General features: G+C 68.2%; 12 protein-coding genes and 1 pseudogene. 2 read left to right on the top strand and 11 right to left on the bottom strand.

Annotated elements, in window-relative coordinates; translation table 11 throughout:
- Nucleotides 1–29: 29 nt before the first annotated feature.
- Nucleotides 30–941, bottom strand: a complete 912-nt coding sequence (locus QEP15_RS19415; RefSeq protein WP_217618324.1) for an FAD-binding protein — start codon at nucleotides 939–941, stop codon at nucleotides 30–32.
- Nucleotides 942–984: 43 nt separating this feature from the next.
- Here QEP15_RS19415 and QEP15_RS19420 point away from each other — a divergent pair, with 43 nt between their 5' ends.
- On the top strand, nucleotides 985–2145 hold the full coding sequence (locus tag QEP15_RS19420; protein WP_279991194.1) for a pyridoxal phosphate-dependent aminotransferase: 1161 nt from the start codon (nucleotides 985–987) through the stop codon (nucleotides 2143–2145).
- A 59-nt stretch (nucleotides 2146–2204) separates the two neighbouring features.
- Here the strand turns inward: QEP15_RS19420 and QEP15_RS19425 are convergent, their stop codons facing one another.
- The gene (locus QEP15_RS19425) at nucleotides 2205–3023 is read right to left on the bottom strand and encodes a lytic transglycosylase domain-containing protein (RefSeq protein WP_152382299.1); all 819 of its coding nucleotides are present in this window, start codon (nucleotides 3021–3023) and stop codon (nucleotides 2205–2207) included.
- 81 nt (nucleotides 3024–3104) lie between these two features.
- Here QEP15_RS19425 and ubiD point away from each other — a divergent pair, with 81 nt between their 5' ends.
- The gene (gene ubiD / locus QEP15_RS19430) at nucleotides 3105–4649 is read left to right on the top strand and encodes a 4-hydroxy-3-polyprenylbenzoate decarboxylase (RefSeq protein WP_056326642.1); all 1545 of its coding nucleotides are present in this window, start codon (nucleotides 3105–3107) and stop codon (nucleotides 4647–4649) included.
- Between the two features lie 67 nt (nucleotides 4650–4716).
- On the opposite strand, the gene QEP15_RS19435 is transcribed toward ubiD, so the two are convergent.
- The 9 genes and pseudogenes from QEP15_RS19435 to QEP15_RS19475 form a co-directional block, all read right to left on the bottom strand.
- Entirely contained in the window at nucleotides 4717–5079 is a 363-nt protein-coding gene (locus QEP15_RS19435; protein WP_056326640.1) for a hypothetical protein, read from the bottom strand.
- Between the two features lie 3 nt (nucleotides 5080–5082).
- On the bottom strand, nucleotides 5083–5499 hold the full coding sequence (locus QEP15_RS19440) for a phage holin family protein (RefSeq protein WP_056326639.1): 417 nt from the start codon (nucleotides 5497–5499) through the stop codon (nucleotides 5083–5085).
- A 68-nt stretch (nucleotides 5500–5567) separates the two neighbouring features.
- Nucleotides 5568–5885, bottom strand: coding sequence for an ElaB/YgaM/YqjD family protein (locus QEP15_RS19445; RefSeq protein WP_056326638.1), 318 nt, complete (start codon nucleotides 5883–5885; stop codon nucleotides 5568–5570).
- Nucleotides 5886–5968: 83 nt separating this feature from the next.
- Entirely contained in the window at nucleotides 5969–6694 is a 726-nt protein-coding gene (locus QEP15_RS19450; protein WP_226849506.1) for a hypothetical protein, read from the bottom strand.
- A gap of 108 nt (nucleotides 6695–6802) precedes the next feature.
- Nucleotides 6803–9520, bottom strand: a complete 2718-nt coding sequence (locus QEP15_RS19455; protein ID WP_425285963.1) for a nitrate reductase — start codon at nucleotides 9518–9520, stop codon at nucleotides 6803–6805.
- A 21-nt stretch (nucleotides 9521–9541) separates the two neighbouring features.
- Nucleotides 9542–10744, bottom strand: a pseudogene (locus tag QEP15_RS19460) (NAD(P)/FAD-dependent oxidoreductase); the annotation flags it as partial.
- Between the two features lie 10 nt (nucleotides 10745–10754).
- Nucleotides 10755–11636, bottom strand: coding sequence for an ABC transporter ATP-binding protein (locus QEP15_RS19465; protein WP_253855063.1), 882 nt, complete (start codon nucleotides 11634–11636; stop codon nucleotides 10755–10757).
- A 4-nt stretch (nucleotides 11637–11640) separates the two neighbouring features.
- The gene (gene ntrB, locus QEP15_RS19470; protein ID WP_226846732.1) at nucleotides 11641–12471 is read right to left on the bottom strand and encodes a nitrate ABC transporter permease; all 831 of its coding nucleotides are present in this window, start codon (nucleotides 12469–12471) and stop codon (nucleotides 11641–11643) included.
- A gap of 26 nt (nucleotides 12472–12497) precedes the next feature.
- Nucleotides 12498–13796: a CmpA/NrtA family ABC transporter substrate-binding protein gene (locus tag QEP15_RS19475; RefSeq protein WP_279991190.1), complete on the bottom strand. Its 1299-nt coding sequence runs from the start codon at nucleotides 13794–13796 to the stop codon at nucleotides 12498–12500.
- Between the last annotated feature and the right edge of the window lie 360 nt (nucleotides 13797–14156).

A 14156-nucleotide genomic window follows, 5' to 3' on the forward strand; every position in this document is an offset into this window, starting at 1 on the left:
CCGAAATCTTACAGTAAGCTGAATTTTTTTCAGACTTCCGGCCACTGGAATTCCGGGAAGCAGCCGTCCGGGTCGAACAACGTCTTGACCCGTCCGTCCAGCCGCACGGTGGCCAGCCCGGGGGCCGCTGGCCCGGGGCGGGAAGCCGGCTCGTCCACGGCCTGAACGTCGTTGCCAGGCGGCACGTCGGTCAACTCCGCAGCCTGCAACCAGGCGAGCGTGCCGCCGTGGCCCAACAGCAATTGCGCCAGGTTGACGGTGGCCGGCGCCTCGGGCTTGAGCGCATCCAGCCGGTAGCGGCCCAGCCAGTGATAGCCGTCGTTGGTGGCGAACGCGTCGCCGCCGGAGGCCAGCTGGAACAGCGCGGGCACCAGGCGCTGGACGGTGGCCGAGCGCAGGGGCTGGACATCGGCCTCGCCAAACGCCCCCAGCGTTTCCTCGACGCCATCGGCCAGCAGCACGTCCGCCGCCGCAAGGCCCGAGGCCGCGCAATGGCCCGCCGGCCAGGCAGCCGGCGCCGCCACCCATTGAGCCAGCGTCATGTCGCCCGGCAACCCGGCAAATTGCCGCAGGCCGGCGCTGGCCAGCTCGGCCAAGGTCACGCCCGGCTGCGCGTGCCAGCGGGGCGTGCCGCCCGCCAGCCGCGTCAACCCGGTCAGCAGCACGGGATCGACCCGCAGGCGAGGCCGGGCCGAGGGCGCGAACGGTCCCGCCGCGCCCTCCAGTTCCAGGACCACCCGGTATTCGGCGCACAATTTGCGGGCCTGCACGACGTCGGCGCCGCGGACGGGCGTCAAGACGGCGCACGTGCCGTCTGCGCCGCCCTCGCCCAGGTCGCGGACCTTGCCCTGGCACACCAGCGCCAGGCGTTGCACGAAGGCCGCCCATGGCGTCTGGACGGGCCGACGTCCCAGGAGGAAGGCGCGCCGGGATGGCTGCATGACTACAATTCCTTTTTTGCTAGATGACGCTTTCGAGATTCCGATGCCCCGCCTTGCCACCCGCACTCACGATTTCCTGACGTTCCAGGTGATGGAACTGTTCAAGCAGGCGCAGGCGCTGCAGGCGGCCGGAAGAGACATTATCAGCCTGGGCATCGGCGAACCGGACTTTACCGCGCCCCCTCAGGTCGTGGAAGCGCTGGACCGTGCCGCGCGCGCAGGCCTGAGCGGCTACAGCCCGGGCGCGGGGATCGCCCCGCTGCGCGAAGCCATCGCGCAGTTCTACCGCGACCAGTTCGGCGCCGCCATCGATCCACGCCGCGTCATCGTCACCGCGGGCGCCTCCGGCGCCCTGACGCTGGCTTGCGCGGCGCTGGTCAACACGGGCGGCGAAGTGCTGATGCCCGATCCGTCCTATCCCGCCAACAGCAATTTCGTGCTGGCCGCGGGCGGCGTGCCCCGCCTGATTCCCAGCACGGCCGACAAGCGCTTCCAGTTGTCCGCCGACGACGTCGCGCGCCACTGGACGCCCGCCACACAGGGCGTGATGGTGGCCTCGCCCAGCAATCCCACCGGCACCTCGATCGCCCACGGCGAACTGGCCGAGCTGCTGGCGCAGGTGCGCGCCCGAGACGGCTTTGCCATCGTCGACGAAATCTATCTGGGTCTGTCCTACGACGGCCAGCCGCGCTCGGCCCTGACGCTGGACGACGACGTCATCGTCATCAACAGCTTTTCCAAGTACTTCCACATGACGGGCTGGCGCCTGGGCTGGATGATCGTGCCGGACGACATGGTCGCGCCGGTGGAAAAGATTGCCTCCAGCCTGGCGATCTGCGCGCCCACGTTGGCCCAGCACGCCGCGCTCGCCTGCTTTACCCCCGCCGCGCTAAAGATCTTCGAGCACCGGCGCGAGGCCTTCAAGCAGCGCCGCGACTACCTGCTGCCGCAATTCGAACGCCTGGGCATTAACGTGCCGGTCAAGCCGGACGGCGCCTTCTATATCTATGCGGATATCAGCAGCCTGGGCATGGACAGCGCCGCGTTCTCGCAACGCCTGTTGCTGGAAGCCGGCGTGGCCGCGGTGCCGGGCCTGGACTTCGGACCGGCGCACGCCGCCCACACCATGCGTTTTTCCTACGCCACCGGCCTGGATCGCCTGGAAGAGGCGGTGGCCCGGATGGGCGTGCTGCTGCAACGCTGACCTGACGAAAAAAAGCGCGCCCCAATGGGGCGCGCCTGTTGCCGGAGCAGGACGCAGGATCAGTCGCGCGCCAGCGCGATGCCCGAGGCGAGCGCCAGGCGGCGGCGTTCCGCTTGCACCTTTGCCCCGTAGCCGTTGTCGTCCGGACCGGTGGACCCCACGTAACACGCCAAGCCGCCGTCCACGGAACCGCGGCGGTTGATGCAGTCGCGCAGGATCGTGGCGCCCACGCCGATGTTGGCGGCCGGGTCCAGCGGGTTCTTGCCGACCGCGTCAAACTTGTCCTGGTGCACGCTGGTCATGACCTGCATCAGGCCCTGCGCGCCCACGTGGCTTTCGGCCAGGGGGTTGTAGCGCGATTCGATGGCGATCACGGCCAGGACCAGCAAGGGGTCAAGCTGCTTGTCGCGGCTGACCTTGTACACGGTGTTCAACAGCGGGCCGGTCGCGTCATACGCGACCTTGTATTTGCGCGAGATATAGTTGCGCAGTGCTTCCGCCTGTGGCCCCGTGGCCGCCGAAGCGGTCTTCTTGGGCGCGGGCGGCGCGAGTCGGGCCGGCCCCAGCATGCCGGTGGCGTTGCTGATAGGGGCGGCGGGTACGGCCATGGCAATTGCCGACGACGTGTCGGCACCCAGTTCGGAGCCGGCTTCGGATTCGGAGCTGGCCTGCATGGATGAAGGCGCGAGGGCGGTCAACAAGGCTTTGTGCACTTGCAATGCCTGGTCGCGCAAACCAGGCAGGGCGAATCCCATGCTTACCGTCACAATGACCGCAATGCCCAGATAGACAGAGCAAATGCGCAGGGATTCGGCAAGATATTGGTGCACTCCTTGGGCCATGTTCCTGAACAGGCTGGCCACTGACGCATCGGGCATAAAACCTCCTGCGTAAAAAAGAGGGAGTCAATGTTAACCTCTCTTTGAACCTGAAATGTAACCAAATCGCTGGGATCTGTAGTGAAATACCGCGACCTTAGAGACTTCATCGCCCAACTTGAACGCATGGGCGAGCTCAAACGCATTGCCGCGCCGGTGTCGACGCAGCTTGAAATGACGGAGATTTCCGACCGCGTGCTGCGGGCCGAAGGCCCCGCCCTGCTGTTCGAAAACGCCCGCCACAACGGCCAGCCCGCGCAGATGCCGGTGCTGGCCAATCTGTTCGGCACCCCCGCGCGCGTGGCGCGCGGTATGGGCGCCGACGACGTCAGCGCGCTGCGCGACATCGGAGAGCTGCTGGCCTCGCTGCGCGAGCCCGAAGCGCCCAAGGGCCTGCGCGATGCGCTGGCCAAGGTGTCGATGCTGAAGTCCGCGCTGTGGGACATGAGCCCCAAGAACGTCAAGAGCCCCGCCTGCCAGGAAATCGTCTGGGAAGGCAAGGACGTGGACTTGACGCGCCTGCCCATCCAGACCTGCTGGCCGGGCGACGTGGCGCCGCTCTTGACCTGGGGCCTGGTGATCACGCGCGGCCCCAACGCCAAGCGCCAGAACCTGGGCATCTACCGCCAGCAGCTGCTGGGGCCGAACAAGCTCATCATGCGCTGGCTGTCGCATCGCGGCGGCGCGCTGGATTTCCGCGACCACGCGATCGCCAACCCCGGCACGCCCTTTCCCATCGCCGTGGCGTTGGGCGCCGATCCGGCCACCACGCTGGGCGCCGTCACGCCGGTGCCGGACAGCCTGTCCGAATACCAGTTCGCGGGCCTGCTGCGCGGCTCGCGCACCGAAGTCGCGCAGGCGCTGGGCAGCAACCTGTCCGTGCCGGCCTGGGCCGAGATCGTGCTGGAAGGCCATCTGCTGCCCTCCTCGGACCCGCGCGCCAACAAGCCCGTCGTCCCCGAAGGCGTCAATCCGCCGCCCGACACCGGCTACGAAATGGCGCTGGAAGGCCCGTACGGTGACCATACCGGTTACTACAACGAGCAGGATTGGTTCCCGGTCTTCACGGTCGAGCGCATCACGATGCGCCGCAATCCCATCTATCACTCCACCTACACCGGCAAGCCGCCCGACGAGCCCGCCGTGCTGGGCGTGGCGTTGAACGAGGTCTTCGTGCCGCTGCTGCGCCGCCAGCTGCCGGAAATCGTGGACTTCTATCTGCCGCCCGAAGGCTGCAGCTACCGCCTGGCCGTGGTGTCGATCCGTAAACAATACGCGGGCCACGCCAAGCGCGTCATGTTCGGCCTGTGGAGCATCCTGCGCCAGTTCATGTACACCAAGTTCATCGTGGTCGTGGACGAAGACATCAACCCGCGCGACTGGAAGGAAGTGGTCTGGGCGATGACCACCCGCATGGACCCGGTGCGCGACACGCTGCTGGTGGAGAACACGCCGATCGACTATCTGGATTTCGCCTCGCCGGTGTCCGGCCTGGGCGGCAAGATGGGTCTGGACGCCACCAACAAGTGGCCGGGCGAAACCAACCGGGAATGGGGCACGCCCATCACGATGGACGCCGACGTCAAGAAACGCGTGGACGACATGTGGGGGCAGTTGGGGCTGTAGCCAACTGCACCGCGCGCAAATAACAAAGCCCCGTCAACGGGGCTTTGTCTTTTCAGCTGGCGTCAGTTCAATCGCGTTCCGGATCATCATCCTGGCGCATGCCGCGCACGGCCTTCAGGATCTGCCAGCCCACGAACGCGCCGCCGGCAAGTTTGAGCAGTTTGCCGCGCTTGCCGCCACGCATGAACATGGCGGACAGCGACGAACTGATGATGGGATAGCGCCGCGCCAGCGTGATGGCCTGCAAGGCCCAGCGGGACGCGCCGCCCGATGCCAGGCCCGGCAGCATGCCGCGGATGAGCGCGCTGGGTTCCAGCCTGCGCCCGGCCGACACGATGTTCTGCGCCAGCGACTCGCGCTCGATTGCCGCGCGGGCGCGCAAGAGTTCGATGCGCACGGCGCGGTCGACGGTGGGAGATCGTTTGTGCATGACTCAGAACCCCTCGCGACGGCGCACCGCCGTCTCGTCGTCGGCTTGGGCTTCGCGCACCCTGTCCAGCAACTCCGCATCGCGGCCCAGCTCTTCGAGCGTGGCCGAGAACGGCGCCGGTCCGTAGACGAGTCCGTGGCGCACCACCAGCAGCAGCACCACGCCAGCAACACCATAGAACCCCGCCAGCAGGCCAAGGGCCAGATAGCGGTCTTCCGTGGGCCAGAACGCCACGGCGATGGTGATGGTGGCCACCAGCACCGCCAGCGTCAGAAATAGCAGGGCCGCAAACGCCAGGCCCAGCAGCTTGAGCAGGCGCGCCTTTTCGTCCGCGGCTTCAAGAGCCAGCAGCTCCAACCGCGTGCGCATCAGCCCGACCAGGCTGGAGGCAACACCGAATACAGTTTTTCTTAGACCCATGGCTGAAAGAACGCCGGGCGGCAGGCAGCGGCATGTCGCCGTGCCTGCCGCCCGGACATCCTGCCCTGTCAGCGGCGGCTGATCAGCAAGCCGAGCAGCAGGCCGGTCACGCCTGCCACCCCGATGGCTTGCCAGGGATTGTCGTGCACGTAGTCATCCGTCGCGCGGGCAGCCTTGCGGCCGCGTTCGAGAACGGCATCCTGCGCTTCGTACAGCGCCTCACGCGTGCGCCGCAGCGACGTCAGGGCGCGGTCGCGCAGTTCGTTGGCCTTGTCGCCGGTGCTGCTGGCGGCTTCGCGCAGCAGGCTTTCGGCGTCGTTCAGGCTGGTCTTGACACTGTCGATCAGTTTTTCTTTTGCGACGTCTTCGGATTTTCTCGTTGCCATTTTCTGAGCTCCTGTTGTGTGTCCATGACGAGACGATGATACCAGCGGCCAAGCGGGCGCAAACGCCCGCTTGCTACCGGGTGCTACTTGATCTGCGTAATCTCAACGGCGGACTTCACGCCGCCCTGGTCGATGTCCTGCTTCATCACCAGATTCACGGCCGGGCAATACCAGTCCGTGACCGTCGTGTTCATGCCGGGAATGGGAATGGTCAGGCCCTGGAACGTGGCCATCGTGGGATCCGAATTGCGGGTATAGGTGATCGGGTGGCAGGACTGCTTGCCCAGCGCCGTGGTCAGCGCAGTCTTTTGGCCGACGGTTTTTTCGCCGATGCGCACCGTGGTGCTGGGCTGGCCGCCAACGGGCGCTTCCTTGCCGATCTTCAGGCGAAACGACGAGCCGGGCAGCTTCTGACCCGAAGCCAGTTTGCCGTCGTAGGCAAAGAGGCCGAGCATGCGCAGGTCGAACTGGCCTTCCGAGGGTTTGGGCGCTTCGCCGGCGGTGGCGTAGCGCAGGAAGGTGGCCTGGCCGCCCTTGACCGTCATCAGGTAATCGAGCTTGGATTTGCCGGGCGGCAGGCCTGCGTAGCTGAACGTGGCCAGGCCCTGCACGCGCGCGCGGCAGTTGTCGCCATTGCTTTTTGTAACCTCGGCAAAAGTCAGGTCGGCGCCCAGCGCCAGATTGCCCGTGCCGGTCAGTTGGACCGCGCCGCCGTCGTGCATGAATTGCGCGTCGCACACGCCGGCCTGCACCGAGGCGGCCGCGCCCAACGCGCCGGCCGCTAGAACCAGGGATGCCATTTTTCGCATCGTCGTCACAAGCCACTCCAGAAAACGGAAAATGCCGTCCCCGCCTTGAGGGACGGCTGGCTTGATACTACACCGGTTGCCGCGCGCGGCGTATGTCCGAACGTGTCGTCACGCAAGCGCCGCCGCCGGGGCGCGCGTCATCAGCGACCTGATCTCCGGCACACACGAGCCGCAACCGGTGCCGCAGCCCAGCGTGTCCTTCAGCGCCGCCAGATCGCAACCCTGCTCGATGCCCTTCAAGATGGCCGTTTCGCTCACGCCGTTGCAGACGCAAACCGTCCGGGAGCGCGCCGCGCCCGCGACGCGTCCCATCAGCAGCGCCGCGGCGCTTGCCGGCGCCTCACCGCCTGCCGCCCAGGCCAGCAACGCCTCCTGCGCGCGCAGGTCGCCCGTCAGCAAAAAGGCGCGCAACACGCCCTGCCCGGCCGCGACCCGGCGCAGGCAGCCGCGCGCGGGATCGTCGTACGCGACCTCCGGGCGCCGCAGGTCAAGCGCGTCGGCCAGTTCGTGCAGCACGGCGGCATCCGGCGCGACGTGGCTCGCCAGCCGCAGCCGCACGCCCCCGGCGCCCGCCGGCAGCACGACGGCGTAGTCGAAACGGCGCAGCCAGGGCGCAAGCCGGGCCCGCAACGCCACGGCGTCGCCCTGCCGCCAGGCCGCGGCCTGCCACGCAAGCCCGGCCGGCGCCGCGCGCAATGCGGTGAACTTGAGCTCAGGCTGGCGCGAGACGGGATCGGACGCCGGGTTGGTCAGGGCGTTCACGCCCAACCCGGCCATGAAGGCGCTGCCCCAGTGCATCGGCACAAAAGCGTGCCCCGGCCGCAGCGTGTCGTCCGCCTGCACCGGCAGCACCAGACCGCCGCGCCGCGAGTCCAGCCGGGCCAGGTCGCCGGCCGCAAGGCCAAGGCGGCGCATGTCGTCCGGATGCAGCGACACCCAGGGCTCCTCGACGTGCTGGATCAGCGCCCGGGCAAGCGAGGTGCGCGCCATGGTATGCCAGTGATCGCGCAACCGGCCGGTGGTAAGCTGCAGCGGATAGTCTTCCGAGACCGTTTCGGCCGTCGGCCGCCACGACACGTCGCAGAATCGGGCCCGGCCGCTCGCCGTGGGAAAGACGCCGTCGGCATAGAGCCGCGGCGTGCCCTGCCCGGCGCGATACGGCCACTGCTGCGGTCCGCCCGCTTCCAGCGCGGCGTAGTCCAGCGCGCTGTAGTCCAAGTCCCGGCCGGCCGTCATGCGCGCGTGCTCGGCAAAGACCTCGCTTTCATCGCGATAATCGAAGAGGACCGTCTTGTGCGGCGCGATGCGCGCGGCCAGCCGTAGGGCGACCGCCTGCGCCAGCCGCCAATCCGGTTGCGCGTCGCCGGGCGGCGCGACCGCGGCGCGGACGCGGCTGATGCGCCGCTCGGAATTGGTCACGGTGCCGGATTTCTCGGGCCAGGTCGCCGCCGGCAACACCAGATCGGCATGGGCCAGCGTCTCGGTGCCGGCGTACGCCTCCTGCACGATCACGAACTCGGCGCGCGCCAACGCGGCCCGCACGCGCGCTTGGTCGGGCAGCGACTGCGCCGGGTTGGTGGCGGCGATCCACAGGACCTTGATGCGCCCGTCCGCCACCGCGTCGAACATATCGAGCGCCGTGGCGCCCGGCACGTCGGGCAGGCTGTCCACCCCCCACAGCCGCGCGACCTCGGCGCGGTGCGCGGCGGACGCCGGATCGCGATGGCCCGGCAGCAGCGTCGCCATGCCGCCGGCCTCTCGGCCGCCCATGGCATTGGGCTGTCCGGTCAGCGAAAACGGCCCCGCGCCGGGACGCCCGATCTGCCCCGTGGCCAGATGCAGGTGAATCAGCGCCGCGTTCTTGTCGGTGCCCGCGACCGACTGGTTCAAGCCCATCGTGTACAGCGACAACGCCGCGCCCGCCTGGCCGAACCAGCGCGCCGCCTGGACGATGTCGTCTGCCGGCACGCCGCAGAGGCGTTGCGCCGCCTCGGGCGTGACGGTCTGCACGCGCGCCCGCAGCGCCTCGAAGCCCTCGGTATGGCGCGCGATGTAGTCCTCGTCGGCCAAGCCTTCGCGCAGCATCACGTGCAGCATGGCATTGAAGAGCGCCACGTCCGACCCCGGCGCAATCGGCAGATGCAGGTCGGCAAACGCGGCTGTGTCCGTGCGGCGCGGATCGGCCACGATCACCTTCATGTCCGGACGCTGCGCGCGTGCGGCTTCCAGCCGCCGGAACAGCACCGGATGCGCGTAGGCCATGTTGGACCCGGCGATCAGCACCGTGTCGGCCAGCTCCAGGTCTTCATAGCAGGCGGGCGGCGCATCCGCGCCCAGCGTGCGCTTGTAGCCCGACACCGCGCTCGACATGCAGAGCCGGGAATTGGTGTCGATGTTGTTGGTGCCCGCCAGCGCGCGCGCCACCTTGTTGAAGACCGCGTAGTCTTCCGTCAGCAATTGGCCCGACAGATAAAAACCCACCGAATCGGGCCCATGCTTGGCGATCGCTTCGGCCAGCCGGTCCGCGGCCATGTCCAGCGCGTGCGTCAGCCCGATTTCCCGCAGCGGCTCGCCACGGGCCTCGCGCCACTGTGCCGACAGCACGCGCGCGCCATCAAGCCGCACGGTGTCGCCAAGCGCCAGGCCCTTGCTGCACAGGCGCCCGCGATTCGCCGGATGCGAGTCGTCGCCGCGCACGCCCGCCACCGCGCCGCCGCGCACCTGCACGCGCACCCCGCAGCCCGTGCCGCAATAGCAGCAGATGGACGCGACCTCATGCGCCGCCTCACTGACGATTTCAATCCGTCGCGCCATCGGCATGTCCATGTCCTACTCCCTTGCCGCGCCTTCGCCAAGCATGAGCTGCTCGCGCAGCACGCCGATGCCGGCTCCTTCACGGATGAGCCGCATGTACCACGCGCTGTCCGCCGTATCGCCGTACAGGCAGGCGCCCACCAGCCGGTCGTTCTGTATCACCAGCTTCTTGTAGACGCCGCCCGGCATGTCGGCCAGCGTGATGGTCTCGGTCTGCGCGCCGCCCGCGAAATCGCCCGCGGAAAACAGGTCGATGCCGGTGACCTTGAGCTTGGTCGACGTGACGCTGCCTTCGTATCGGCCGATGCCATGTTGCGCAAGGTGATTGGCCGCGACCTTGGCCTGCTCGAAAAGCGGCGCCACCAGGCCGTATGCCGTGCCGCGATGGCTGACGCATTCGCCCACCGCATAGATGCGAGGGTCAAACGTCTGCAAGGTGTCGCTGACCACGACGCCGCGATCCACATGCAGGCCGCAGCGTTGCGCCAGCTCGGTGTTGGGCCGCACGCCCGCGGCCATCACCACCAGGTCGGCGGGGACTTCGGAGCCATCCGCGAAGCGCACCGCGCGCACGCGCCCGTCCGGCCCGCCGAGGATCGCCTCGGTCTGGTGCTGAAGCAGGAACGTCAGGCCGCGGGCCTCCAGGCTTTCGCGCAGCAGCGCGGCGGCTTCGCCGTCCAGTTGGCGGTCCAGCAACGCCGCGCCCAGATGCACCACCGACACGGCCATCCCACGCGCCGCCAGGCCGTTGGCGGCCTCAAGCCCCAGCAAGCCGCCCCCGATCACCACGGCGTGGCGGTATCGCGAGGCGGCGTCGATCATCAGGTTGACGTCGCCAATGTCGCGAAACGCCACCACGCCCTCCAGGTCGTGACCCGGCACCGGCAGGATGAAAGGCTTGGACCCGGTGGCCAGCAACAGCCGATCGTACGGCGTGCGGGTGCCGTCGTCGGCCACGACCATCCGCCGCGCGCGGTCGATGCCGGTCACCGTGCACTGGCGCCGCAGGCGGATGCCGTGGCTGGCATACCAAGCCTCGTCGTTCAGCACGATGTCCTGCAGCGTGCGCTCGCCGGTCAGCACCGGCGACAGCAGGATGCGGTTGTAGTTGGTGTGCGGCTCGGCGCCGAACACCGTGATGTCGTAAAGATCGGGCGCGAGCTTGAGCAGCTCCTCCACGGTCCGGATGCCGGCCATGCCGTTGCCGACCACGACCAGCTTCTGCCTGGCTTGCATGACCGCCCCCTTACGCGGCGGCGCGCGCCGCTGCTGCGCCGGCTTCCTGCAACGGCGCGGTCACGACGGCAAGCGCGGCGTTGGCCTGGACCGCGACCTGGGAACGCTCCGGATTGCCGTGCCGGCGATGCAGGAAGTCCACCACGCCCGCGCGGCACGCCAGGTATGTCGGATCGTTGGCCAGCCGCACGCGGTCGCGCGGCCGGGGCAGCGGCACCGGCAGGATCTCGCCGATGGTCGCGGCCGGTCCATTGGTCAGCATGACGATGCGGTCCGACAGCAGCACGGCCTCGTCCACGTCGTGCGTGACCATGATGGTGGTCGTGCGGGTCTTGGCCACGATCTTGAGCAGCTCGTCCTGCAGATGCGCGCGCGTCAGCGCATCCAGCGCGCCGAACGGCTCGTCCATCAGCAGCACGCCGGGTTCGATCGCCAGCGCGCGCGCGATGCCCACGCGCTGCTTCATGCCGCCGGAGATCTCGCGCGGCAGCTTGTTCTGCGCCGGCAGCAGGCCCACCAGGTCCAGCGCGGCGCGCGTGCGCTCGGCCAGCTGGGCGCGCTTTTCCGTGGCGCCGAACACCCGCTCGACCGCCAGGTGCACGTTCTGGAAACACGTCAGCCAAGGCAGCAGCGAATGGTTCTGGAACACCACCGCCCGGTCCGGACCCGGGCCGGTTATCTCGCGTTCGGCGCACAGCAGCACGCCGCTCGTCGGCCGGGTCAGGCCGGCGATCAGGTTGAGCAGGGTGGACTTGCCGCAGCCGGAGTGGCCGATCAGCGTGATGAACTCGCCCTGCTCGACCGTCAGGTCGATGTCGCGCAGCGCCACGAAGGCGCCCTTGCGGGTGTCAAAGGTCTGTCCCACGCGCTCGATGCGTACGAATTTCTTCATGGCGCTATTCCTCGGTGTAGGTGAAACGGCGGGCCAGCGCGACCAGCAGGGTCTCCAGCAGCAGCCCCACGATGCCGATCACGAAAATGGCGATGACGATGTGCTCGACCTTCAGGTTGTTCCACTCGTCCCACAACCAGAAGCCGATGCCCGTGCCGCCCGTCAGCATCTCGGCGGCCACGATCACCAGCCATGCCGTGCCGATGGACAGCCGCACGCCGGTCAGCATGTAGGGCAGCACCGCGGGCAAAAGCACCTTGGTCGTGACCTTCCATTCGGACAGGTTCAGGACGCGCGCCACGTTCAGGTAATCCTGCGGCACGCGCGACACGCCCACCGCGGTGTTGATGATCATCGGCCAGATCGAACAGATGAAGATGGCCCAGATCGCGGCCGGATTGGCCGCCTTGAACAGCAGCAGCCCGAGCGGCAGCCACGCCAGCGGCGACACCGGCCGCAAAAGGCTGACGATGGGCGAGAACATCGCGCGCACCGCGGCGTAGCGGCCGATCGCAAAGCCCACGGGAATGCCGACCAGCGCCGCCAGCCCGAATCCCGCCGCCACGCGTTCCAGCGAGGCCAGCAGGTTCCAGCCGATGCCCTTGTCGTTCGGGCCGTTGTCATAGAACGGATCGGCGAACAGTTCCACGGCCGCATGCCACGTGACCCCGGGCGTCGGAATCTCCGGGATGCGCATCGCCACCACCTGCCAGACCAGCACAAAGAGCGCAAAGCCGGCAACCGGCCCCACCACGGCCTTCAACGCCGATTCCAGGCGTTCCCGCCACAGCGCGGCAAATTCGGTGCCGCGGCTTGTCATCGTTACGGTAGACATCGCCAGTCCCCTTCTCGTAGCGGCCGTCAGGCCTTGACCTTGAAACCGTCGGCATAGGCCGCGGGATTGCTGCCGTCCCACACCACGCCGTCGATCAGCGTGGACGTGCGCGATTCACTGGCAGGCAGCGCCACGCCCGCGGCCTGCGCCGCCTGCTTGTAGACGTCGATGCGGTTGATCTGCGTGGCGACCGCCTGGTAGTCCGGGTGTTCCTTGAGCAAGCCCCAACGCTTGTGCTGCGTCAGGAACCACATGCCATCGCTCAGGTACGGAAAGTTGGCGGCGCCGTCTGCGTAAAAGCGCATGGCGTGCGCGTCCGACCATTTCTTGCCCAGGCCGTCGTCGTACTGCCCCAACATGCGGTCCACGATGCCGCTGGCGTCCGTGTTGACGTAGGACTTGGCGGCGATGGTCTCGGCCGTCTTGCGGCGGTTTTCGGGCGACGCGTCGATCCACTTGCCGGCTTCCAGGATCGCGGCCGTGACGGCGCGCGCGGTGTTCGGGTTGCGGTTCACGAAATCGGCGCTGGCGCCCAGGACCTTCTCGGGATGGTCCGTCCAGATGCCCTGCGACGTCACCGTGGTGAAGCCGATCTTGTCCATGATGGCGCGCGCGCCCCACGGCTCGCCCACGCAGTAGCCATCCATGTTGCCCACCCGCATGTTGGCCACCATCTGCGGCGGCGGCACGGTGATCACCTTGGCGTCCTTCATGGGATTGATGCCATGTGCCGCCAGCCAGTAATACAGCCACATCGCGTGCGTGCCGGTCGGAAAGGTCTGCGCGAACGTGTATTCGCGCTTGTCCGCGGCCATCAGCTTGGCGAGCGATTCGCCGTCGCGCGCCCCGGCTTCCAGCAGCTTGTTCGATAGGGTGATGGCCTGTCCGTTCTGGTTCAGGCTCATCAGCACGGCCATGTCCTTCTTCGGTCCGCCGATGCCCAGGTGCACGCCGTAGACCAGGCCATACAGCACGTGCGCCATGTCCAGCTCGCCGTTCATGAGCTTGTCGCGCACGGCGGCCCACGAGGCTTCCTTGGAGGGCGTGATCTTGACGCCGTATTTCTTGTCGATACCCAGCACCGACGCCATCACCACCGATGCGCAGTCGGTCAGCGGGATGAAGCCGATCTTCACCTCGGTCTTTTCCGGCGCGTCGGTGCCCGCCGCCCACGCGCCGGCGCGCACCAGCGGGTCGACCAATGAAAGCAGACCGGCGCCAGCCACCGCGCGCGCCGTGCCGCTGAGCCATTTGCGGCGGCCGGCATTGGCGGTCATGTCGGCGCGGGCGGCGTCGGTCGAGGGACTGCGGGTCATAGGCGTCATGCGAGGCTCCTTGCGGGTGGCGGCAAAAAAAAACGTTCCGCGCGCCACGGATCTCTATCCAGTGGCGCAGCGGAACGTCGTTGTCCCTGGCCGCGTGATGCGGCGCGTTGCGTCGGGCGACCGCCGTTGGCCGCCCCGACTTCACTCAAGCAATCGCCGTGCCAGATTTCTGGCGGTCTGCGCAAACCGCGCCGCAGCCCGCGCCAGCGCTTGCGATGCGCCCAACCCGCGCGGGTCTGGCGTCGCCGGGCTGAATCAGGGGCGGAGCCAACTTGGTGCGCAGTACGATGCCGCACCGCACCATCGCTGTGCGGCGCGCGCCCCGCCATCGTGCGCGCGCGCCCCGCGCCGCGCGCGGCG

The organism is Achromobacter mucicolens (genome assembly GCF_029866465.1).
Lineage (GTDB): Bacteria > Pseudomonadota > Gammaproteobacteria > Burkholderiales > Burkholderiaceae_B > Achromobacter > Achromobacter mucicolens.